Source organism: Natrialba asiatica DSM 12278, assembly GCF_000337555.1.
In the GTDB taxonomy this organism is placed as follows: Archaea; Halobacteriota; Halobacteria; order Halobacteriales; family Natrialbaceae; genus Natrialba; species Natrialba asiatica.
Map to the genome: position 1 here is coordinate 55,755 of NZ_AOIO01000011.1, position 21,962 is coordinate 77,716.

General features: G+C 63.2%; 21 protein-coding genes. 9 read left to right on the top strand and 12 right to left on the bottom strand.

The window, feature by feature from the left end:
- Nucleotides 1-2: 2 nt before the first annotated feature.
- Nucleotides 3-326, bottom strand: a complete 324-nt coding sequence (locus C481_RS03730) for an EMC6-like membrane protein (RefSeq protein ID WP_006107621.1) — start codon at nt 324-326, stop codon at nt 3-5.
- 87 nt (nt 327-413) lie between these two features.
- The gene (locus C481_RS03735; protein ID WP_275040052.1) at nt 414-3,047 is read right to left on the bottom strand and encodes a DUF7289 family protein; all 2,634 of its coding nucleotides are present in this window, start codon (nt 3,045-3,047) and stop codon (nt 414-416) included.
- 389 nt (nt 3,048-3,436) lie between these two features.
- Here C481_RS03735 and C481_RS03740 point away from each other — a divergent pair, with 389 nt between their 5' ends.
- On the top strand, nt 3,437-3,730 hold the full coding sequence (locus C481_RS03740; RefSeq protein ID WP_006107623.1) for a MarR family transcriptional regulator: 294 nt from the start codon (nt 3,437-3,439) through the stop codon (nt 3,728-3,730).
- 224 nt (nt 3,731-3,954) lie between these two features.
- Complete coding sequence (locus tag C481_RS03745; protein ID WP_006107624.1) at nt 3,955-4,368, top strand: hypothetical protein; 414 nt, start codon at nt 3,955-3,957, stop codon at nt 4,366-4,368.
- Nucleotides 4,369-4,445: 77 nt separating this feature from the next.
- On the opposite strand, the gene C481_RS03750 is transcribed toward C481_RS03745, so the two are convergent.
- On the bottom strand, nt 4,446-5,336 hold the full coding sequence (locus C481_RS03750; RefSeq protein ID WP_006107625.1) for an NAD+ synthase: 891 nt from the start codon (nt 5,334-5,336) through the stop codon (nt 4,446-4,448).
- A 249-nt stretch (nt 5,337-5,585) separates the two neighbouring features.
- Here C481_RS03750 and C481_RS03755 point away from each other — a divergent pair, with 249 nt between their 5' ends.
- Nucleotides 5,586-6,806 carry a M48 family metalloprotease gene (locus C481_RS03755; RefSeq protein WP_152422150.1) on the top strand — a complete coding sequence of 407 codons (1,221 nt, stop codon included), beginning with the start codon at nt 5,586-5,588 and terminating at the stop codon, nt 6,804-6,806.
- A gap of 26 nt (nt 6,807-6,832) precedes the next feature.
- Here C481_RS03755 and C481_RS03760 read toward each other — a convergent pair whose 3' ends face one another.
- Nucleotides 6,833-7,171, bottom strand: a complete 339-nt coding sequence (locus C481_RS03760; RefSeq protein WP_006107627.1) for a hypothetical protein — start codon at nt 7,169-7,171, stop codon at nt 6,833-6,835.
- Between the two features lie 341 nt (nt 7,172-7,512).
- Here C481_RS03760 and C481_RS03765 point away from each other — a divergent pair, with 341 nt between their 5' ends.
- Entirely contained in the window at nt 7,513-7,869 is a 357-nt protein-coding gene (locus C481_RS03765) for a hypothetical protein (protein ID WP_006107628.1), read from the top strand.
- Between the two features lie 242 nt (nt 7,870-8,111).
- On the opposite strand, the gene C481_RS03770 is transcribed toward C481_RS03765, so the two are convergent.
- Both C481_RS03770 and C481_RS03775 read right to left on the bottom strand, forming a co-directional pair.
- Entirely contained in the window at nt 8,112-9,476 is a 1,365-nt protein-coding gene (locus C481_RS03770) for a CitMHS family transporter (protein WP_338043567.1), read from the bottom strand.
- Nucleotides 9,477-9,727: 251 nt separating this feature from the next.
- A complete protein-coding gene (locus tag C481_RS03775) occupies nt 9,728-11,617 on the bottom strand; it encodes a PINc/VapC family ATPase (protein WP_006107630.1) in 1,890 nt (629 codons plus the stop codon).
- A gap of 134 nt (nt 11,618-11,751) precedes the next feature.
- On the opposite strand from C481_RS03775, the gene C481_RS03780 reads away from it, so the two are divergent.
- Complete coding sequence (locus C481_RS03780; protein ID WP_006107631.1) at nt 11,752-13,005, top strand: M20 family metallopeptidase; 1,254 nt, start codon at nt 11,752-11,754, stop codon at nt 13,003-13,005.
- A 24-nt stretch (nt 13,006-13,029) separates the two neighbouring features.
- Here C481_RS03780 and C481_RS03785 read toward each other — a convergent pair whose 3' ends face one another.
- The 3 genes from C481_RS03785 to C481_RS03795 all read right to left on the bottom strand — a co-directional run bounded on the left by C481_RS03785 (nt 13,030) and on the right by C481_RS03795 (nt 15,044).
- Entirely contained in the window at nt 13,030-13,386 is a 357-nt protein-coding gene (locus C481_RS03785; RefSeq protein WP_006107632.1) for a hypothetical protein, read from the bottom strand.
- Nucleotides 13,387-13,619: 233 nt separating this feature from the next.
- Nucleotides 13,620-13,895, bottom strand: coding sequence for a hypothetical protein (locus C481_RS03790; RefSeq protein ID WP_006107633.1), 276 nt, complete (start codon nt 13,893-13,895; stop codon nt 13,620-13,622).
- Between the two features lie 444 nt (nt 13,896-14,339).
- Nucleotides 14,340-15,044: a ferritin-like domain-containing protein gene (locus C481_RS03795; protein WP_006107634.1), complete on the bottom strand. Its 705-nt coding sequence runs from the start codon at nt 15,042-15,044 to the stop codon at nt 14,340-14,342.
- 502 nt (nt 15,045-15,546) lie between these two features.
- Between C481_RS03795 and C481_RS03800 the strand changes: the two genes are divergently transcribed.
- Nucleotides 15,547-17,079 carry a carboxypeptidase M32 gene (locus tag C481_RS03800; RefSeq protein WP_006107635.1) on the top strand — a complete coding sequence of 511 codons (1,533 nt, stop codon included), beginning with the start codon at nt 15,547-15,549 and terminating at the stop codon, nt 17,077-17,079.
- A gap of 60 nt (nt 17,080-17,139) precedes the next feature.
- Here the strand turns inward: C481_RS03800 and C481_RS03805 are convergent, their stop codons facing one another.
- Nucleotides 17,140-17,397 carry a hypothetical protein gene (locus C481_RS03805; RefSeq protein WP_006107636.1) on the bottom strand — a complete coding sequence of 86 codons (258 nt, stop codon included), beginning with the start codon at nt 17,395-17,397 and terminating at the stop codon, nt 17,140-17,142.
- Nucleotides 17,398-17,581: 184 nt separating this feature from the next.
- On the opposite strand from C481_RS03805, the gene C481_RS03810 reads away from it, so the two are divergent.
- The 3 genes from C481_RS03810 (at nt 17,582) to C481_RS03820 (ending at nt 19,765) form a co-directional block, all read left to right on the top strand.
- Nucleotides 17,582-18,178, top strand: a complete 597-nt coding sequence (locus tag C481_RS03810) for a hypothetical protein (RefSeq protein WP_006107637.1) — start codon at nt 17,582-17,584, stop codon at nt 18,176-18,178.
- A 79-nt stretch (nt 18,179-18,257) separates the two neighbouring features.
- Nucleotides 18,258-19,229, top strand: a complete 972-nt coding sequence (locus C481_RS03815; protein ID WP_006107638.1) for a cobalamin-binding protein — start codon at nt 18,258-18,260, stop codon at nt 19,227-19,229.
- Nucleotides 19,226-19,765 carry a desampylase gene (locus C481_RS03820; RefSeq protein ID WP_006107639.1) on the top strand — a complete coding sequence of 180 codons (540 nt, stop codon included), beginning with the start codon at nt 19,226-19,228 and terminating at the stop codon, nt 19,763-19,765. Before C481_RS03815 ends, C481_RS03820 begins: the two co-directional genes overlap by 4 nt.
- A 3-nt stretch (nt 19,766-19,768) precedes the next feature.
- Here C481_RS03820 and C481_RS03825 read toward each other — a convergent pair whose 3' ends face one another.
- The gene (locus tag C481_RS03825) at nt 19,769-20,212 is read right to left on the bottom strand and encodes a hypothetical protein (RefSeq protein ID WP_006107640.1); all 444 of its coding nucleotides are present in this window, start codon (nt 20,210-20,212) and stop codon (nt 19,769-19,771) included.
- 114 nt (nt 20,213-20,326) lie between these two features.
- Nucleotides 20,327-21,817 (bottom strand): sulfatase-like hydrolase/transferase, encoded by a 1,491-nt coding sequence (locus C481_RS03830; protein WP_006107641.1) that lies wholly within the window; start codon nt 21,815-21,817, stop codon nt 20,327-20,329.
- Between the last annotated feature and the right edge of the window lie 145 nt (nt 21,818-21,962).

The window sequence follows — 21,962 nt, forward strand, 5'->3', positions numbered from 1 at the left end:
GGTTATGCCGTCGACTCCGCGGTAAGTAGGATGCCCCACGTCACGAACCACATTGCGAAGGTCATGAACGTGATGAACAGGTGGTGTTTCATCCCGAACTCGTCGTCGCCGTAGATGTTCGTGAAGTTGAAGAGAACGAACTGGGCGACGATCGCACCGAGGACGAGAAACAGCGCTCGCGTATCGCTGGCGGCGGTGTCTACCGGAAGGTCGCCGGTAAGCGCCACGGAGGCGAGTGCGGCGCCGACGCCGAGCAGCGCGGCCAGCGCGGTGACGCTGATGGAGCGAATATGCTCCCGTCGGTCGCTAATCGATTCGGTCGACATGGGTGTGACTCTGTCGTCGGTGGTGAAAAGGGGTTCGGGTTCACCGCCTCATAGAATCGCGTACTCGGAGGCGATCCGTTCGTGCGGTTACGAGTCGATTTCGACCGTCTGCTCGCCGACGTTGACCGCGTAGCCGCTCGTCGTCGTCCGCTCGTGGGTGACCGAGATTTCGACCTGGACCTCCGAATCGATCTCAATTTCTTCCTTTGCGATCTTCTCGAAGAGGTCGTAGAGTTCGCCGGGGTCCTCGGCGCTGTAGTACTCGCCGCCGGTTTCTTCGGCCCAATCAGCAAGCTTCTCTTCGGGAATCGAATCGTCTTCGTCACCGTGGAGTCCGACCGTGTACAACGTCACATTGTCGTATTTCGCTCGATCCACCTGGTCATCCATGAACGAATCACCGTCGCCGCTGTTTTTCCCGTCACTCAGGAGTATCGCAATCTTCTCTTGACCCTCTTTTCCTCTGTAGTCATAGTCGTCGAGTGCCTTCTCGAGACCAGCACTCATATTCGTCCCGCCGTAGGCGTTTCCGACGACGTTCTCCTTGGCTGCGTCGAGGTCGCCGTCCAGATGGTGAAGGGTGTTCCCGTCAGTATCGAACTCGTAGACGCCGGCCCGATCGCCCTCCGATTCGTTCATCAGATCGATGAAGTTCGTCGTCGCGTTGACCCGTTCTCTGTACGCGTCGTTCCCTATCTGGTTATACATCCCAAGTGCTGTTTCATCGGTGCACCCTCCCCACCAGGAACATCGTTCCCCGAGAACGCGGATCTCGTTCCAATTATCCGGATTCGCGTAGTCGTGATACTCCAGTTGTTTCGCTTCGCCGCTGGTCGTGTTTCTGATCTCGACGGTTAAATGCCGCTCTGCGTTTCGGAACGGTTCGTCGAGCGACCCGGGGAGCGGTTCCCAGTCGTCATCGCTCACGCGAACGCTCTCTACCGGGGAATACGTGTTCCCAGAGGGGTTGTGTGGCCCCATCGACCCGGAACTGTCGAGGATGAACGTCGCGTCGATCGGCGGTCTGGATTCGCCGTACTCGAAGAGGAGATCCTCGTCGCCGTCCGAAAACGGCGTGTCCGTCCGCAGCGATCGATCGAAATTGACGTGGACGTTATCCTCGATACCGACATCGTTTCCGGCGACGACCGCCCCGTCGATGGTCGTCCCCCCGTCGATCTGTACGTTCGCGCCCGGCGCGTAGATGACGCCTTGGAAGTCGCCGTCGACCGTGACCGTCGAGTCGTTCGTCGCGTAAATCCACAGCGACGATGCCCGGTCGCCGTCGTGGATCTCGACGTTGGAGACATCGACGTTTCCGTCGACGTAGAAACTCGTTTGATTATCGCCGTAGACGTCGACGCCAGAGAGTTCGAGATCGTCCTCGACACCAACGTGGATGTTGCCGTCGCTCGAATCGAGCGTACTGATACTGTTGCCGTCGTTTTCGAGACCTTCGTAGATTCCTGCGGTAACGCTTCCACCGGCTGTGGAGTCGCTACGCAGATACTCGTCGAGTAACGTGTCTATCTCGTCGTTGATCGAGTCGATGCTTGTATAGGACGACGAGAGTTCAGTGGCAAGCGCCTGTTCGTGCGTATCGAGCCAGTAGGCGTTGTCCTCTTCGAACGGCCGTCCCTGTGGACCGGGATCCACGGACACGCCATAGCCAATCTGTGAGATCGTCGGATTCCCTTTCGAGCCGAGTTCACCGTTGACGACCGGAATCCCGTCGATATTCGCGTGGTTCTGGAGGTCGTAGTTCTCGTAATCCGCGAGGAGCAGATCGTTCGTGACGTTTTGTGTTGACTGATGGTCGTCGTATGCGGTTACCGTCAGCGGCGAATCGACCGTCTTGTCCGTCCCCGAGACGTACAACCCGCCGTAAACCGTCGGATCGATATCGACGAGATTCGCAAGCGGCGTCTCGCCGTCGACGCCGGCAACGACCGTAACCGTTTGCTGGTCTTCCTCGTGGCAGATAATATTCGTCGTGACCTGCGTCGCCGGCTTGCAGTCGTGTCCGGGAACGTTCGCCTCGTCGGTCGCGTTGAACTCGTCCTTCAGGAAGTCGTACCAGCCGTTGTGGTACGCGCTATCCGATACTTCGACCGTGACGTAGTTCACGTACTCGAGTTCGTCGCCGCGAAGATCGAACTCCTGTGTGGTACCCGATTCGACGGTGTGTTCACCGGAGCCGACGGTTCCCTCGACCGTCATCGGTGAGAGGTCGAGTCGGCCGACCTGTTCCCCGTCGGCCATCTCGGTGTAATATCTGATATTCGGATCCGCAACCGCCCGGGCACGATCGTTGTCGATGCGCCAGACGCCGCCCGCCTGATAGGCGAACTCGTTTCCGGCTTCGTCGGTCGAGACGATCGTTTCGAGATCAATTGTCGTCTCATTACTCGCGTATCCGTCGGAGATATTGACTGTCAATTCACCGTCCGTAACCAGTTCGCTGTCACCTCCCAGATAGACCGTTTCTTTGGTATCGTTTTGCCACCCGAGCGAGGAGAGATCGCTATCGAACTGCTTGAGTTCCTGTTGGGTTTTCTCGGCGTGGGTTTCCGCCGATATGGCATCGAGTGCGCCTGAGCCGACCATCAGCACAAGACCCGCCCCGATAAACACCATCGCAAAAAGTAAGATCACACCGAGTACCGGTGTGACCCCGCGGTCCCCGTCCCCGTTTGCTGAATGAGCTGCCACACCTTTCATTGACCGACTCTATTTATTACTTATACTTAAAATGTAGTGTATATGCGTGGGGAATAGTTAAGAAGCGACCGTACTACAACCGACCGATGACGCGGTTTTCGGTCCCGAAACGAAGAGCCGTTGACTGGGGACCGACCGCTGCTGGAGTAGTTACTGACGTCAGTGCACACCCGATGGCACAGCTGTCGTACGATCGGTGCGTGACCAGTTTCAGTTGTTACCAGAGAGTTCGAATTTGGCACCGTTGCTGACCAGCCGGTCAAATAATGATACTGGAGGGTAGAGCAGTTTTCGGGACATTTTGAACCGTCTATTATAGTGTATTTTAGAAGAGAAGCCACTCGGGAGAGGCTCAACTTTTATACTGCTGGGAGCTTTCGATTCGTAATATGGTAGATACCGATCTGGAGGAAATCGAAGACTTGCCTCCGAGCGCCAAACTCGTTTTCAAGGTTCTCGAGTACGACGGGCCGCTCACCCAGAAGCAGATCGTCGAGGAATCGATGCTCTCGGCTCGAACGGTCAGATATGCGCTGGAGCGACTCGAGGAGATCGGAACCGTCGATGAAGACATCTATTTCGCAGATGCTCGTCAAAGCCTCTACCGGCTGACAGAGCCCGTTGCTGCCGACGGCAATGGCGTCGATGAATCGCCGAAGAAAGACGCCTGCTGTGCGGAATAACGCGCGATATCCACGGGTTGAGACGGCCGGGATTATCGGGAGCGGACGAACGTAGACGAGTTTCGTCGGGACGAAACGCGAAGGCGTCTCGAACCACGTGCCCGAAGGCGGGTACTGCACTACGTCCTGTTTTCGCGAGTTCATCGCTAGCTACTCGATTGCCCGTTCAGTTGCCGGAGCGGTGAGAACGGCAGGATTATTTCGACTGAGTGATGACTCGCGCTATGGACAAGGAAACCCTACCGCGCTGGGGGTGGTTGCTGGTCGGACTGTTCGTGGCGGCGATGACCGCAAATCTGTTCAACCTTCTTGTGCTCGGTCAGGCCGGATTTCCCGACGAGTATCAGGTTATCACCGTCATCACGGCGATGGCGCCGGTGTTGATCTACGTCGGTGTCTGGTACGACGAGGAGCGCCAGCAGTACTGGGAGCAGTCACAGGCACATATTGTCGGTGATGTCGTCTTTCTCTTTTCCGGTGCGGCGATCGGGTCGGCGATTGCGATCGTTGCCGTCGCCGATTTCGGTCTCCGGCAGTTTCTGCAGGATATCCTGGCGATGGTTACTGGGTTCATGCTCGCGTGGGGACTGTTCTGGTGGCGGAACCCAACCCTGTATCGGTCCGAAACGGATCAGTGAGCAGCCGGCGATCGGCGAATACCGTCGAGTTCATGTGACGGGTTGCCGACTCGATTCGGAGCGGCTGCACACCGGTGTTACAGCGGGGTTCGGAGTCGGTCGAGTTCCGGCGTCGGTGGCAGGGTTCGTTTGTGCTCGGTTTCCGCGGAGAGCCACGCGATCGCTCGCGCCGTTTCTTGGTCGAGATCGAGTTCGGCTGCGGCGTCGGTGACCGAGCGGTCGTCGTCGACGAGTCGTCGCAGCAGTGGATCGATCGTTTCGTAGGGGGCGCCGAGTTCACCGGCGTCGGTCTGGTCGGCCCAGAAGCCAGCGGTCGGGGGCTTGCTGATGATCCGTCGCGGGATTCCGATTCGTTCTGCGAGTGCGCGGACTTCGGTTTTGTAGAGGTCGCCGATCGGGTAAGCGTCGGCTGCGCCGTCGCCGTATTTGGTGAAGTAACCGAGGAGGAGCTCCGAGCGATTCGCGGTCCCGAGCACGAGCCGGCGTTCGCGGTTCGCCGCGTAGTAGGCACAGCACATCCGGAGGCGTGCGATCACGTTCCCGAGTTCACAATTTCGCTCGTGTGGGCGGTCACCGTCGTCGATCCGGGATTCGAGTTCGCTCGTGACGGTTTCTTTGAACGCGTCGAGAAGTGGCCGGAGCTGAATCTCGGTGAACTCCATGCCGAGCCCGTCAGCGATGGTCCGGGCGTCGCGGGCGCCTGCACGTTCGGCTTTGTGACAGGGGAGGGCGAGCCCGAGGACGTTGTCAGCACCCAGCGCCTCGACGGCCAGGGCCGCCGTGACGGTCGAGTCGATGCCGCCGCTCATGGCGACGACGACGCCGTCGGCGCTTGCATCGGCGACGAGCGTCTGAATCGACCGAACGATCCGCGACCGAACCGTTTCGAGCCGGCTCCGATCAATAATGAACGGTTCGGAGGGCGTTTTCGCTCCTTTAGGGGCGTTTGTGCTACTTTCAGCGCACATAGTGCATCAACACCATTGTTCTGATAGTATATTCAAACATTTGTCTCATATATATGGCTGCCCCTTAAACAGCTAGTAGTCCTTGCCTGTGTGTCAGTTACTCGCCGGCGACTCTCTCCATCTGGCATCGTCGGACCGTCGTCACGGTTTCGAAACCCGGGCTACGCTGCAGACAGGGGACTCGTCACTCTCCGCGTTATCATAGCAAAAAGAACACAATTATGATCAATCACTATACACTGTGATTAAATGGCTACGCTGACGGCGGCTCCAGCTATTCAGCGCGGGTTTCGCCTTCGAATGCTCATCGCTTTCGCGCTCGTCGTCTGTCTTCCGTTCGCGTTCGTCTACACCTTTCTCTTTCTCGCAAACACCGTCGGGATCTCGCTGCTCGAATGGGCGAACGAGCGACCGTATCACGGCGAGTTCTACATCTCCCCCATTCTCCTGACGATCGTCGTCCTCGGCGGCCTCGCCGTGCAGTATCGTCTCGGACCGAGGGTCGTTCTGAACTCGGTCGATGCACGCGCCGTCGATCGCGACTCGTATCCGGATCTCCACGCCACGGTGACCCGGCTGGCCTCCCAGGTCGATGTCGCAAAACCCGGTCTCGCGGTTGTCGACAGCAGCGTGCCGAACGCGTTTGCCGTCGCCGGCGGTGGTGGCGGTGACGATGATAGTCGAAGCGACCACCACGACGATACGCGCGGTCACCACGCTCATATCGTCGTCACGACCGGACTGCTCGAACTCCTGACCGATGACGAACGCGAGGCGGTGCTGGCTCACGAACTCGCCCACCTCTCGAACAGAGACGCCAACCTGATGACCGTCGCGTGGTTGCTGCCGACGATCACGTACTACCTCGCCGTCGCCGCGTTCTACGTCCTCTATGGCTTCTATCGCGTGCTCGGATCCGGCACCCATTCGAACCGATCGAGCGGCAACAGCGACGGTCGCGGCCTTCTCGTTGTACTCGTCGTCATCACCGTCTGTGCGGTCCTGACGCTGACCGTCTCGGCGATGTTCTGGCTCGCGAGCGTGCTCTTCTATCGCGTCCTCTCTCGCGAACGGGAGTTCGTCGCCGACCGCGCTGCCGCGGCGATCACCGGCTCGCCGGCTGCACTCGCAAGCGCCCTCGAAAAACTCGATTCGGAGATGCCAACGCAGCCCGACGACGATCTTCGGAAACTCGACGGGGGCGCAGAGGCACTGTACCTCGCCCCGCTCGAGGATCGCGCGTTCGGTTCCAAAGAACTCCTCAGCACGGATATCTTCCCGGAGACGCATCCGCCAACTGGGAGGCGAATCGAGCGCCTGCGCGAGTTCGCCCGCGAGCGTGGCGGGACCGACCCCGAAATCGGGACCGGGATCGGGATCGAGACTGGGGCTGGAACTGAGATTGGATCTGGAAGCGCATCCGCAACGAACCCCCGCCCAATCGATTCCGAGCGCGAGGAGGACCGATAACCGTACCGCCGGTCACCCGCAGACGACTACTCGCGACGACCGCCGCCGGACTGGCGACCGCGGTCGCCGGCTGTGGCTACCAGCCCGGCGGCGGCGAACTCGACTGGGAACGGTCGGTCGGTTCCGGCAACTCGTTCGCGGCGAGCGGAGCGTCGACCGACGACGAGCGCTGGCTCGTCGACGGCGAGTTCGTCGCTCGCGTTCGAAACCGAAGCGGTCGGACGTTTACCGTCGACGGGTTCGTCGACCTCGACGATGCGTTTCTCACGGTTCGCGATTCGAGCGGCGAGCGGTCCTGGAGCGGGAGCACCGATGCCCGCTACACCGGCGAGCCGGCGTTCGCGGCCGGCCGCGCGTATCTCCACCTCGAAGACGGACGCGTCGTCGCGCTCGAACGAAACGAGGTCGACGACAGCGGCGACGCGGACGCCGCCGGTCGATCCGAAGCAACCGACCCGACGACGCGCTGGGAAACGGCCTGGGACGGACCGTCGCTCGCGTTACACACGGCCGCTCCCGGCGTCGAGTCGTCGCTGCTCGTCGGCGCTCACCGGGACGGACTCGTCGGCTTCGATATCGACGACGGCGATATCCGCTTCGAGTTCACGCACGAGACGTTCGACAGCCGCGAACTCGATACCGTCGTCGCGGCGGGCGGACTCTGGGCGCTCAGTTCCGGCGACCGAAGCGCGGCCGTACCCCGCGATTGTTCGGGATCGCGCCCGACGGCGACGTTCGGGCGATGGTCTCCCCGCCGGTGCGGGTGGGCTGGCTCACCGCCGTCGGATCGGCGGCCGTGTTCGGACTCACGGATCCTGCCGAGAGCCGGGCTCCCGAACTGCGGACCGTCGCGCCGACCGGCGAGCAACGGACCGCGATCGAACTCGCGGTCGATCCCGCCGACGGAACGCCGGTCCCCGTCCCCGGCACCGACCGCGTCTATCACGTCGCACCCGACGCGCTGGAGGCCGTCGATATCGCGTCCGGAACTCGCGAGTGGCGACGCGAGGGCTACTCGTTTCGGGGCGCGCCGGTCGCCGACGCCGAGGGCATCTACGGCTAGGGGACCGGCCCTGAACTCGGTTCCTGCGGTCTCATTGCTATCACCGCCGACGGCGAGCCCTGGTGGGGTGTCCTGCCGCTCGCGGAACTCGGCTGCGGCGCTACACTTGAACTCGTCGGTGACCGCCTCGTCGCGATTTCCGACGAGCGCATGTACGGCCTGCACAAGAAACCGGGGCGGCGATACACGCTTCTTTCCTGAACCGCTAGCCGTGAGCCGTGAGCCGTGAGCCGTTAGCCGTTCTACAGCGGAATCGCGCCCAGAAGCAGCGCGACCGCGAGGATGATCGACGACGGGATCACCATCAGCGGTAGCGTGAACTTGATGTGCTCTCCGAGTTCGACGCCGGCCAGTCCGATGAGGAGGTACGTAGCGCCCGTGAACGGTGAGACGGGGAAGCCGACGGTTTGGCCGACGAGCGAGGCGCGGACGACCGCGACGGGGTCGTGTCCGTACGCGGCGCTCGTTTCGGCGAAGACGGGAAGCACGCCGAAGTAGAAGGCGTCCGGACTGAACAGTAATCGTGCGGGCAGCGAGACGACCGCGACGATGAGCGGCAGTTGCGAGCCGAGTACGTCCGGAATGAGATAGACCAGTATATTGGCCATTTCCGTGATCATCCCGCTCTCTTCGAGGACGCCGATGAGGACGCCGGCGGCGAAGAGGATACCGACGTAGGTCATCACGTCGGGAGCGTAGGATTCGAGCACTTCCTTTTGTTTCTCGTACTCCGGAACGTTCACGAGTAGTGCGATAACGACGCCGATCATGAACGAGACTTCCGGCGACGTGATTCCTGCGATAAGAACCCCGAGGACGGCGATCGTGAGGGCGAAATTGAACCACCACTTCGGATCGACCGAGACCTCGCGGCCGTCCACTGCGTCGTCGATCAGCGATTCTTCGTCGACGCCCTCGAATGCGGTTACCGCGTCCAGATTCTCTCGAATCCGCCGGCCGTAGTAGGCGCTGATACCGAAGACGGAGAGCATGCCTGCGACCTGTGCGGGGATCATCGGGTTGAACACGTTCGAGATCGTCGCCGGATCGATCGCCGCAACGCCGCGAACGACCTGCCCGCCCCACGGGACCATATTCATCGTCCCAGCGGTCAGTGCGACGAGTGCGGCGAGGATTTTCCGGTCGATGTCGAGCGCATCGTACAGCGGGAGCATCGCCGGAATCGTGATCAGCATCGTCGTTGCGCCGGCCCCGTCCAGGTGGGTGACCATCGCGAGGCCGACGGTTCCGATCGTGAGTAACGCCGGTTTGTCGATGATGCTACTGACGATGCGCGAGATGAACGGGTCGAAGAGTCCGCTGTCCCGCATGATACTGAAGTACCAGACGGCGAACGCGAACATCGCCGTAATGGCGACGATCCCTTGCAACCCTTCCTCGGCGAAGGTCGCGAGTTCGTCCGGCGAGAACCCAGCGAGCAAGGCGGCAGCCGTTGGAACGATAATTAGTGTCGGGATTACGTAGAGCTGCTTTCGTATGACAAGAAAAAGAATGAGGAATATAGCACTGTAGCCGATAACTCCGAGCATCAAGCCAGATACTGCCATGTATATCGACAGCCAATAACAGCATAAAAATCCACACATATATCCCAAGATATACGATATCTGTCTACGTCACATTTTGCTGCCAGCGACAGGTGGTGTCGTATCCGGTACTCGACCGCGCTCCGACCGCACTGCGGTGAGTTTCGCTCGATTACGCCGTCGGGAAAAGCGACCGATACGGCCGCCGTACTTACGGGTCCCGCCATCTGTACCCGAAGACACAGGGGCGTCTCTTCGGGTGGGCTCAGTTACGAAAGAGTCGCTCGCTCGCGTTCGGACCGGTTACGAGGTTACGAGGGGACGACCGTGATCGGGTCTTTCCGATCGATCGCCTGCTCGAGTTCGTCCGCGATGGCGCTGCCGCGCGAGACCTGGATTTCGCCGCCGCGGCTCACCGTTGCGGTAAAGAGGTAGTCACCGCCGGCCTGGACCTCGACGGTCTCGCCGTGGTTGCCGTCGATGGGGATGACGATGTGTCGGGAGGTGATTTCGGGAGTGACCATCTGGCCTGCGGCTTGGCTGCCACTGCCGCTGCCCCCGCCACCGCTGCCGTTTGCACTGGCACCGGCTCCGGCCCCGTAGTTCGGGTTCTCGTCGTGGGTCCGCACGTCGATGTCGATCCCGAGTCGGTTTTCGATGTCCGTGATCCGGCCGCCGCCCTTGCCGATGACCGTCGAAATGTCGTCTTCCTCGACGTAGACGACGGCTCTGTCCTGGCCCTTGAGTAGGACGTCGACGTAGCCGCGGGCGACCGAGCGGATCTCGCGTTCGATTTCCTGCTTTGCGATGCGGTCGACGCCGGACTCGCTGCCGGGACCGCCCTCCTCGTCTTTGAGCGGGACGGTGACGACCTGGCGGTTGAAGGTGTAGATTTCGTACTCGGGATCGCCGGTCTCGAAGTTCGTAACCTGGATCACGGGGCGGGCCAGGTCCTCCTCGGTGAGCCCGGCGGGGACCTTGACCTCCGTGCGCACGTCGTAGACGGTCTCGACCTCGCCGGCCTCGATGTAGACGACGGTGTCGACGACCTGGGGGATCATCCCGAGTTCGACGCGGCCGACGAGGCGCTGGAGGGCGTCGATCGGGCGGGTCGCGTGGACGACGCCGATCATGCCGACGCCGGCCAGGCGCATGTCCGCGAAGACCTCGAAGTCGTCGGTCTTGCGGACCTCGTCGTAGATGGTGTAGTCCGGTCGGACCATCAACAGGGCGTCTGCGGTTTTGGCCATCTCGCCACCGAGTTCGGTGTACTGGGTGATCTCGGGGCCGACCTGGAGATCCCGGGGCTTTTCCATCGTCTTGACCGCGTAGTCGTGGTTCGAGATGAACCGGGCGACGGCCTGGGCGAAGGTCGACTTCCCGGCTCCGGGGGCACCGGAGATGAGGACGCCGCGCTGGCGCTCTAGCAGGCGATCTTTGAGTTCCTCGGCGTTCTCGTAGTCCTCGATGTTCGTCTGGGCGATCGGCCGGACGGCGGTGATCTCGATGCCGTCCGCAAACGGCGGGCGGCCGATGGCGATCCGGTAGTCCCGAAACTGGACGATCTTCATGCCCGGTTCCGAGAGTTCGATGAAGCCCTCGGGGGATTCTTTCGCGCCGTCGACGACCTCGCGGGCGTACTCGTCCATCGTGGCCTCATCAAGTGGTTCGTCGGCGATCTCCTTGTAGCGCATCTCGCCGAGTTCGCCCCGCTTTGCCATCGGGACCGTGTTCGTTTTCAGGTGAACGCTCATCGTCGACTCGTCGAAGTAGTTCTCGACGGTGAGCGTGCCCACGTCGACCTCGCGGGTTTCCGGGGAAACGTGTTCGACATCGAGGCCCTTCGCCTCGGCGACCTCGGCCTGGACGATGTCGCTCGTCAGGAAGGTCGCATCGAGGTCCTCGGCTACGTCGCGAATGAGCGCGTCGATCTCGCCCTCGGAGGCGTGGCCGCGCTCGATGGCGTTCGGCCGCTCGCCGACGTACTCGAGTTCGATGACACCGTCGTCGGCGAGGTCGGCCAGGCGCTGGAGTTCTTCCAGGCCGTCCCAGCCGGTCTCGATGCCGTCGTTTGCCTGCGCCTCGAGTTCCGCGACGACCGCTTCCGGTACCGAGATCGTCGCTCCCTCGAACTGCCCATCGTCAATCGTCGCCGAAACGCGGCCGTCGATGACCACGCTCGTATCCGGCACGACGTTCATACGGGACGTTGGTTTCCCGACGGCAATAAGGGTGTCCTCGCGACGGCACCCGCGCACAGTCCGATCGCGGCGGCGATTTCGATAGGCGAGTGACAGCCGGTGCAATCAACACGCTCGCCGCCGTATCTCGTCCCATGCCACCAACCGAGAGCATCGTCACGCTCACCCGCGAACTCGTCTCGATCCCGAGCCACGAGGACGAGACCGAGGCGGGCGAGTTCATCGAGTCGTGGCTCCGCCGCGAGACGGATGCCGATGTCCGCCGCGATGCGGTCGGAAACGTCTTCGCTCGGACGGACGAGTCCGGAGGTGCGGATGAAAGCGAGACCGAGACCGAGACGGAGATCGAGTCCGGGACCGGAATCGCGTCCGGGTCAGAGCCTCGGACGGCGGAGACTGCCGAGGGAGAAACCGACGACCGGAACGCTGACACGCTCGCTCTCGTCGGGCACCACGACGTCGTCGCGCCCGCCGAGCCCCAGACTGACGAGACCGGTTCCTACGTCGTCAGAGAGCAAGACGCCCGGCTCTACGGCCGCGGTGCAGCCGACATGAAAGGCGCGCTCGCGGCCGCCATGCTCGCCTTCCGGGACAACGAGATGCGACGCACCTCCGAGGCCGGGACGGACACCGGCGACGCCGATCCCGGCGGCGAACTCGTCTTCGCGAGTTTCGTCGGCGAGGAGATCGGCGGCACCGGCGCGCGCCACGCTATCGACGAGGGATTCGCACCCGAGTTCGCCGTCGTCGGCGAAGGGTCGACGAACTACTCCGGGTCGGCCGTCACGGACGTCGCCGTCGCACACAAGGGGCGACGCGGCAGCACGATCACCACCCGTGGTAGCGCCGCTCACGCGAGCGAGGTCGAAGCCGGCGAGAACGCTATCTATCGGGCAACCGACGCCATCGAACAGATTCGCGACCTCGAACCCCCGACCGTCACCGTCGCGGGCGAGACGCTCGCAGGAACCGTCGCCGTCACCGAAATCGAGGGCGGCACGGCGATGAACGTCATCCCCGCCCGCTGTGAGTTCACCATCGACGAGCGGACGGTGCCGGGCGAACGCGCGCCGCTTGCAGACATTGCGGACCGTCCGGGCGTCGAATGGACCATCGAGCAGGACCTCCCGCCGATGCGGTGTGACGACGCGGCCTTCATCGACGCCGTGCAATCGGCCGCCGACGCCGCCCAGTCCGGCGCCCCTGAACTCGTGACGAAGCCCCACGCGACCGACGCGGGGTGGCTCTCCGATGCCGGGACGGAGTGTGTCATCTACGGGCCCGCCGAACCCGGCGAGGCGCACACCGACGACGAGAGCGTGTCGATCGCGGCGCTCGAGCGGTGTTACGAGACCTACCGCCGGATCGCGGAGCGGTGGCCGCAGTGACGGGCCCGAGTTCGGGTCGGCTCCTCAGACGCCGGGGACGCCGACCGCATCGAACCCGGTAATCCCCACCGCGGCGAGGATGTACAGCACGATCAGGACGGTGACCCACGCGACGAGGCCGATCATCGCCGCGGCCGTCCAGTCGGCCGGGTATCGGAAGTTGATCACCGCGATGTACGCGAGCAGTGCGAGCAACGGCCCGACGAGCGGAATCCATCCGACGAAAAAGCCGACGACAGCCCAGACGATCGCGCCGAACAGCGCGGTGACGATGGCGTGATCGAAGCTCCGCGCGCCGACGATGATCCGCGCGCCGACGTAGATTCCCAGTGCGCCGATCAGCAGGCTCACGACGAAGACGACGGCTGATTCCAGAACCATGGTCGTAGAACCGTCAGCGAGGGCGAATAGTCCCGGGCTTGCAATGTCCACCTGATTTCACCGCCGTCGCGAGTGCTCAGCCCTCGACGAGGCTGTCGATCCGAGCGCGAGTTCTCGGCCACGATTACAGTCATCGGAGTCGACAGTTCGATTCAGTCTCCGTTCCGAACACCGAAACCGGGTTTCCGACAGGCGATTCGAGAACTCGGTCCTGCTGTGATCCCTTTGCGGCGTTACCCGTCGTCGGGGTCGTCAGGGTCGGCGGGATCCTGTTCGGTGTCGGGGTTGGAGCCTGTGTTCGAGTTCGCGTTCTTGCCCTCGGTAGCGTCCAGCGCAGCGTCGGGATCGACGAGCAGGACTTCGGGCGGTGCGCGACAGCCGCAGGGGGCTGCGACGGCCGTCGCGGGACCGTGGATCGTCACCGTCGTGACCGGCTGACCGCAGAGCGGGCAGTCCGGTAGCGAGGCGGTGGTCGGTTCGTCGGGCGGGTCCGCGAGATCACCGCCCATCGTCGCCTCCGGCCGTCGGCTGCGCTGGTGAGTGGGTGAGCGAGCGTGGCAGGACTCTTGGCTGGCGATACGTCGGTCGTGCGGGATGTTTATGTCCCGGTAGAATGTACGCAAGCATGGCGACCAATTCCTTCGCGGATTGGGAAGCCAAGTCTCGGGTGGTTCCAGCACCCGGGGCATTTCAATAAACGCCCACTCTCTCGACGGGTTTTCTTGGCTTCCGTTCAATACGTTGCTGTAGGGTGACTTATATCTACTGCTAAGTGACTGGACTAGCGAGTGGTTACTGGGCGTCTTGCGGGGTTTAGGTCCGTATGATCGGGAAGGCGTAGTAACGCAGACCGTCTTAGTTAGCCAATTTCGTGTGCACAGGCACCGTCTACACTCGGATTGACCGAACTCGCGACTCGAGAAAAATTCTAAGATAGTGAGCGTATCTGGGATTTATTCGACGATGAAACCGCTCGCCATCTCCAGGACCTCCGAGCGAGAGCGCGGATCATCGAACGGTTCGGGGAATCCGATGTCACCGTTGAGTTCTCTGAGGAACGAGGCGTGTCGCGCTTCAACGCTATGGATGCTAAGCGCCGGTGCAACAAGTTCGAACGTATCGATATACGGCGCAGCACCAGCATATGCCGAGACGCCGATATCCTCAAGGGTAGCGGCGGTAGCAATGAACTCTGCTGGATTCTGCACGGCCGTCCCGAAATCGAATTCAGGACGCTGGACCGGTTCACCACCCAACGACGCCACCGTCTGCCCGAGAACTTCCGCGTGCGTAATCTCGTGATCTCGGACGACGCGGAGTCGGTCAACGACTCGATCTTGAATCGGGCCCCAGCCCTCAAACTGCTGTTTGAGTGCAGTTTCGTCGATATTCTCGAGACCGCGAATGTAGAACTCCGCTTCCAGATACTCGAGCGTCAGAGCGTAATTGAGGATGTCAATATCGTTTCCGAATTCATCGGGGACTGCCTCTGGCGGCTGGTCTGCTGACTCGTCCTGCGACGTCTCGTCGCTTTCACTGTGTTGCTCGTCTCCGGACGCCGCTGCAGTTCCAACAGCACCCGTCGCTAGTGTGCCGGCGAGCCCACCGAGGACGGGCCGCCGCCGGAGGTTGACGCTATCTGAATTGTCGTTGGTCATTTTGTGGGATGCACCCAGATTAACAGTCCCCCGGCATCGCTAAATATCGAGTAATCGTTTCTACGGATAACGTGCAGTTCTACGGAGCAATCTCCTTCTCATACTCTAGTATCCAATTGATAAAATTAGGTTTGCCGAGAGCCGTCGGTACAGTAGTTGAGAAACACACACCTACTCAATTAATACGTACGTACATATACTTGTCAAGTGGATCTCCCTGACTGTTCAAACGCCACTGAGATGTGCGAAATCCGATGCGAAGGAATTTCCACCTCTCGTTCGACAGAAGAGACTGCCACAAACTCGACTCCCGAGTTCAGTGTCGCCGTATACACTACCGTCGGGCGGCAGTTCGAACACGTGATCACCTCGTCGGTGAACTCGATTCACGACGGGAACTACTGCTCCCCTCCAGCGGGCGAATGTGAAGAACCCTGCGTGAAACCACCCGGAATACCCGGAACCACGAGGTTGATACTTCGCCCTCGCGTACCGAATGCCCATGGCAACCGATCAGGCCCGAAGCGAGAGCGAGGGGACTGACACCTACGACGCATTCGAATCGCGCGTCGAACGAATCGCGAACGTCTCGAACGCCGCCGGCGTCCTGCAGTGGGACCAGGAGGTCGTGATGCCCGACGAGGGCACGCCGGCCCGCGCGAAACAGCTCTCGACGCTCTCCTCCGTCGGTCACGAACTCCTCACCGCCGACGAGACCGGCGACCTGCTCGACGAACTCGAGTCGAGTGAACTCGACGAAGAGCAAACCGCCGTCGTCCGCGAGGTCCGTCGGCGCTACGACCGCGAGACGAGCGTCCCGCAGGAACTCGTCGCGGAAATCTCCGAGACGACCGCGAACGCCCACCCGGTCTGGAAACGCGCCAGAGAGGACGACGATTTCGAGGAGTTCGCCTCCACCCTCGAGAAACTGGTCGAGTTAAAGCGCGAGTACGCGAACCACATCGACCCCGACGAAGATCCCTACGCCGTCCTCTTCGCCGACTACGAACCCTACCTCGACCTCGAGACCGCAGAGCGGGTGCTCGAGCGACTGCGCGACGAACTCGTGCCGCTGATCGACGCCGTCCAGGACAGTGACGCCGACCTCGAAACGGACGCCTTTGCGGGGACGTTCGACGACGACGATCAGGAAGCCCTCGCCCGCGACGCCCTCGATTCGCTCGGCTACGACTGGGACCGGGGCCGCCTGGATACCGCACCGCATCCCTTCTCCACGGGGACGCAGTTCGACGCCCGCGTGACGACCCGGTTCGACCCGGACGACCTGCTCGGCTCGATCACCTCGACCATCCACGAGTTCGGCCACGCGAATTACACGCTCGGCCTGCCCGACGAGGGCTACGGCACGCCGCTCGGCGAGGCGCGGGACCTCTCCGTACACGAGTCCCAGTCCCGGCTCTGGGAGAACCACGTCGGCCGCTCGCAGGCCTTCTGGGGGTACTTCCTACCGATCGCCCGCGAGCGCTTCCCCGAACTCGAATCGGTCTCCCCCGAGGCGGCCTACGAGGCCGCGAATCAGGTGTACGACGACAACCTCATCCGCACCGAAGCGGACGAACTCACCTACCACCTCCACATCGTGATCCGCTTCGAGATCGAACGCGATCTGATCGCGGGCGACCTCGACGTCTCGGAGGTTCCCGACGCCTGGAACGACAAGTACGAGGAGTACCTGGGCGTGCGCCCCGACACCGACGCGGAGGGCTGTCTGCAGGACATCCACTGGTCCCACGGCTCGTTCGGGTACTTCCCGACGTACTCGCTCGGGTCCGTACTGGCGGCCCAGCTCTACGCCGCCGCCGAGGACGACCAGGGCGAGTTCGGTGAGCAGATCCGCGAGGGCGAGTTCGGCGATCTCAACGGCTGGCTTCGCGAGAACATCCACCGGCACGGCAAGCGCTACACGACGCCCGAACTGATCGAGCGGGCCACCGGCGACGAACTCGGGGCGGACCCCTTCCTCGGGTACGTGAAATCGAAGTACGGCGACCTGTACGACCTCGACGGCTACTGAGCCGATCGGCCGCGTTTCGATCCAGTTGGTCCGGTGTGACTAGTGGTTACTGACTAGTCGCTAGTCCGATCGGTTCGATGACGGCGCGTCGTCGGAGACGGTCCCCGGAAGCGGGTCGACCCGAAAGACGTACTCCGCGTAGACGCCGTCGAGATTCGTCGGGTGTTCCTCGGCGGTGTGCGCGCGGCAGAGAACCGCCTCCGCCTCCACGGCGCCCTTGCCGGTTTCTTCCTGATACCGCTCGAGGACGACGAACGCCGCGGGTTCGTCGCACCCGCGCCGGTGGCATTCGCGGGACGATGCGGTTGGTTCGACCATGCGTTCGCCACCAGGACGCGACGGATAATAGTGAGCGGGGTGGCGCGAGAGGCCCGGAAGACGAGAGGCGGTGACGTCCCGCAGCGGCGTCCGGCGACGGCGGAGCGTTTCGGTCCCCGTCCTATAAAAGCGGGCTGGCACTGCCAGGTCTAGACTCACCCGTCGCGATCCCTCAGAACCGAGTATGCGACTCTCAATTCCGGGCGTTCCCGGCGTCTACTACGATACTGACGCGGGGACGACCGCCCTCGCAACGCTCATGTCCACCGCCGGCCGCCGCGCGCCGAAACCGAGCGGCTACGCCGTCCAGTTCCTGCCGTACCTCTGGTCGTTCGATGTCGACCTCCACGAGGTTCCCAACGACCACCCGATCCAGTACCTCCACCCCGAAAGTGCGGTGAGCCTCGGCGAACTCACGACCGGACCCCGAGCCCGACAGGCCGGCACCGAACTCGAGTCGGTCCTCCGCTTCGCCTGGTCGGTCAACCAGGAAGTCGAGTCCGCGACGAACACCCTCCTCGGAAACGAATCGGCCCAGGACGGCGTGACGATCGAAATCCAGGACGGGAGCATCGTCGCCGACGGCGACGAACTCGCGACCGACGAGTTCGATATCGACGCCGAGGACGGCGACAGGGATAGTGACGATGACAGCGTCCGGTCGACGGACGCGACGCGCGAACAGGAGGTCGGGACCGGGACCGGTACCGACGCCGACACCGACGCCGATTCCGATGCCGCTGACGATCCCGAGCGGTTCGATACCGGATCCGAACGGTGAGTGCTGACCGCTGATTGTTGATCGCTGATCGCTGACCGCCGGGCTGTCGTTTTTGTTCACTCGCCGTGTAGGTCAGGCCATGAACGTCGTCACGACGCTCCCCTCGGCGACCGAAATCGTCGCCGCGCTCGGCCTCGAACCGGTCGGCGTCTCACACGAATGCGACTATCCACCCCGGGTCGAATCGCGCCCGTCGATCACCCGCTCGCGAATCGATGCCGACGCTTCGAGCGACGAAATCGACCGACAGGTGCTCGACGCGGCCGACGGCGGCGTCTACGACGTCGACACCGAGACGCTGGCCGAACTCGATCCCGACCTCGTCGTCACGCAGGGGATGTGCGACGTCTGCGCCGTCGACGAGGTCGTCGTCGAGGACGCCATCGAGGAGATTCCCGCCGATCCGGAGCTCCTGACGACCGATCCCCACAGCGTCGCGGACGTGCTCTCGGACGTCACGCGCATCGGCCGCGCGACGAACCGCGAGGAGCGCGCGCGGACCCTCCGCGCGGAACTCGAAGCCAGGACCGCCCGCCTCAGGGAGCACACCGTCGACCTGACCGACGAGGAACGCCCGCGCGTCGCCGTCTTCGACTGGACCGACCCCGTCATGGTCGCCGGCCACTGGACGGCCGAACTCGTCTCGTGGGCCGGCGGCGAGTACGGTCTGGCCGACCCCGGCGAGCGCTCTCGGCCGCGCGAGTGGGACGAGATCCGCGAATACGACCCCGAATGCATCGTCGTCGCGCCCTGCGGCTTCGACCTCGACCAGACGGCCACAAACCTGTCCGACCTGACCGAGCGCGACGGCTGGGCGGACCTGACCGCCGTCCGCGAGGGCCGCGTCTGGGCGATGGACGGCAACCACTACCTCAACCGCCCCGGCCCGCGGCTCGTCGACACGCTCGAAGCGCTCGCGCCCATGGTTCAGCCCGACCTGTTCGACGACAGCGACGACGCACCCGCGGGCGACGAGTTCACGATCCCCGTCGCCGAACTGGAACACCGCTCGACGGCCGCATCTGAACTCGACGCGCGGATGGAGTCGTGACCCGCGATCCGGCTCCCGACGCTGCGGCCGACACCGCTGGTGCCGGTCCAGGTTGCGACGAGGACGGCCCGGCGCTCGTCGTCCCTGAGGCGATTCGGCGGGCGATCCGCGACCGCGCTCGCGAGGGCGATCCCGAGGAAATTTGTGGGATTCTCGGCGGGACGTTCGGTCCCGAGCGGAGTCGCGTCCGATCGCAGTATTCCGCGACGAACGTCGCCGAGACGCCGCGAACGCGATACCGGATCGACCCGGAGGAACAACTCGAGCGCTTCGAGCGACTCGAGGCACGCGACGAGGAAATCGTCGGATTCTACCACTCACATCCGCGCGGCCCGGCCCGGCCGAGCGAGACGGATATCGACGCGGCGACCTGGACGGACCGATCGTATCTGATCGTCTCGCTCGACCCGTTCGCGGTCCGGTCGTGGCGCTGGCGGGCGGAGACTGGCGGTGGCGCACCAGCCGGGACGGCGGGCGACGATAGCGAGGCTGCCGACGGCGGTTACTTCGAGCGCGAACGGCTCCGCACGGAGTGAAAATCAGTTGTTACTATCCGTCTCGTCGTCCGCCCTCGCCTCCGCCGCCTTCGCTCTGAACTCCTCGATCCGCTGGCTCAATTTCTTGCCGACGGCGTACGTGAAGTCGTCCGGCATCAACCCGCGCTGAACGTCGACCGTCACCATCGTATCGCAGCCCTCGACGATCTCCGGTGCCCAACTCCCCTGCGCTAACTTCGACTCGTCCGTCACGACCGCCTCGCCGTCCTCGACGTCGATGAACGCCGTCACGGTGTTCCAGATGCGCGGATCGCTCGTCGTCGCCTCGTCGAACAGTCCCTCGAGCCGGGACTCCTTGATCGGTTCGTCGCGCAACTCGACCACCAGGTCTTCGAGCGCGTCGGCCATCGCCTCGTACTCGGCCGCCCGCTCGGTTCGCTCATCGTCACCGTTCGGATCCGCACTCGCGTCCGCCCCGTTCGTCATCGCATCTCCCTCCCGTTGCCGGCGGTGTGGTTCATACGGGAGCATAACCGCGGTCGCGGTATAAACTCGGTGTCCCGTCTCCGTTCGTGCGATACCCTCACAGTGACCGAGCGCCTACTTCGCCGCCCGGAGCACGCTCGGTACCCACTTCCGATTCGGGTCCCCCGTCTCGTCCATCCACTCGACCAACCGCGTTCGGAGCTCCCGCCGTTCGTCCGCGTAGCCGGGGTGATCGATCACGTTCTGCAACTCCGCTGGATCGGCCTCGAGATCGTACAGTTCGTCGACGCCGGGTCCGTTGTAGACGTACTTGTAGCGGTCCGTACGAACCATCCGCTGCGTGTAGAGACCGAACTCGTCGCCGTGGTACTGCGCGAACGTCGAGTTCGGCCACTCCGTCGCGAGGGCGTCGGGATCGCCGCCGGTCTCGAGCAGGGGGACGAGACTCCGCGAATCGAACGTTTCGGGGATCGACACGTCGCCGATATCGAGGAACGTCGCCGCCAGATCGTGCAGGTGAACGGGCGCGTCACAGACCGCTCCGGATCGGGTGACGCCGGGCCAGCGCACCTGTAACGGAATGTGGTACGTATCGTCGTACATCAGCGGCCCCTTGTTGAACTGGCGGTGGCCGCCGATGAAATCGCCGTGGTCCGAGGCGTGGACGACGACGGTCTCCTCGGTCAGCCCCCGTTCGTCGAGTTCGTCGAGGACCCGCCCGAACTGGTCGTCGATCAGCGTGACGAAGCCCCAGTACTTCGCGATCGCTTCGGCCCAGCGATCCCAGTCGAAGCCGCTGACACCGCGGTAGGCGAGGTAGTTTTCCTGCACCTGGGGCTTGCCCGCGTAGGTCTCCGCGTAGCTTTCGGGCGGCTCGATCTCGTCGGGGTCGTACATCGAGGCGTAGGGCTCGGGCACGACGTAGGGGTGGTGCGGGCCGTAGAAGTCCGCCCGGTGGAAGAAGGGATTGTCGCGGTCGCCGGCTGCGTGTGCCTCTATGGCGTCGATCGTCCGCTCGGCCAGGAACCAGGCCCGGGTTTCCTCGACGTCGATCGACGTCTTCGCCGCGACGAACGTTCCGTCGCCGTCGTCTCGCGGCTCGTCGCCGGTGTAGATCACGTCTTCGAGTTCGGCCTCGCCGATCGGCGTCCCGCGTTCGGCGCGGTACTCGCGGAACGCGTCGTCGATGTTGTCGTGGTGTTTGTCGCTGCCGCCGAGATAGGAGAAGCCGAAGTCGTCGGGGGTCTGGTCTCGCCCGACGTGCCACTTGCCGGTGTACGTACAGTCGTAGCCGGCGGCGTCGAGTTCTCCGGCGAAGGTCGGGATGCCGGGCGGGAGATTCGGCTGGAGCGCGTCGTCCTCGTGGCAGTTGTTCAGCATGCCGTGGCCGTGGGGGAACTGGCCGGTCAGCAGCGACGCGCGGGCGCTCGAACAGATACTGATCGGCGTGAACGCCTGCTCGAAGCGCATCCCGGTCGCCGAGAGGTGATCTATCGTATCGGTCTCGACGGCGTCGGCGACCGGCCCGTCGCGGGCGCTGCAGTCGTAGCGCTCCTGGTCGGTGAGGACGAGCAGGACGTTCGGTCTGGTGTCAGCATCGGCCATCGTTCCCGTTACGTCGGCGCTGCAGTTAACGATGGGACCTGGATCTGCTCCCGTTCCCGTACCGCCTCTCGCCTCGCATTACCTCGCCTTTCCCGTTTACCGCTCGCTCCTTCCCCTTGCCCTTCCATTCCCTCTCAGTTTTCGT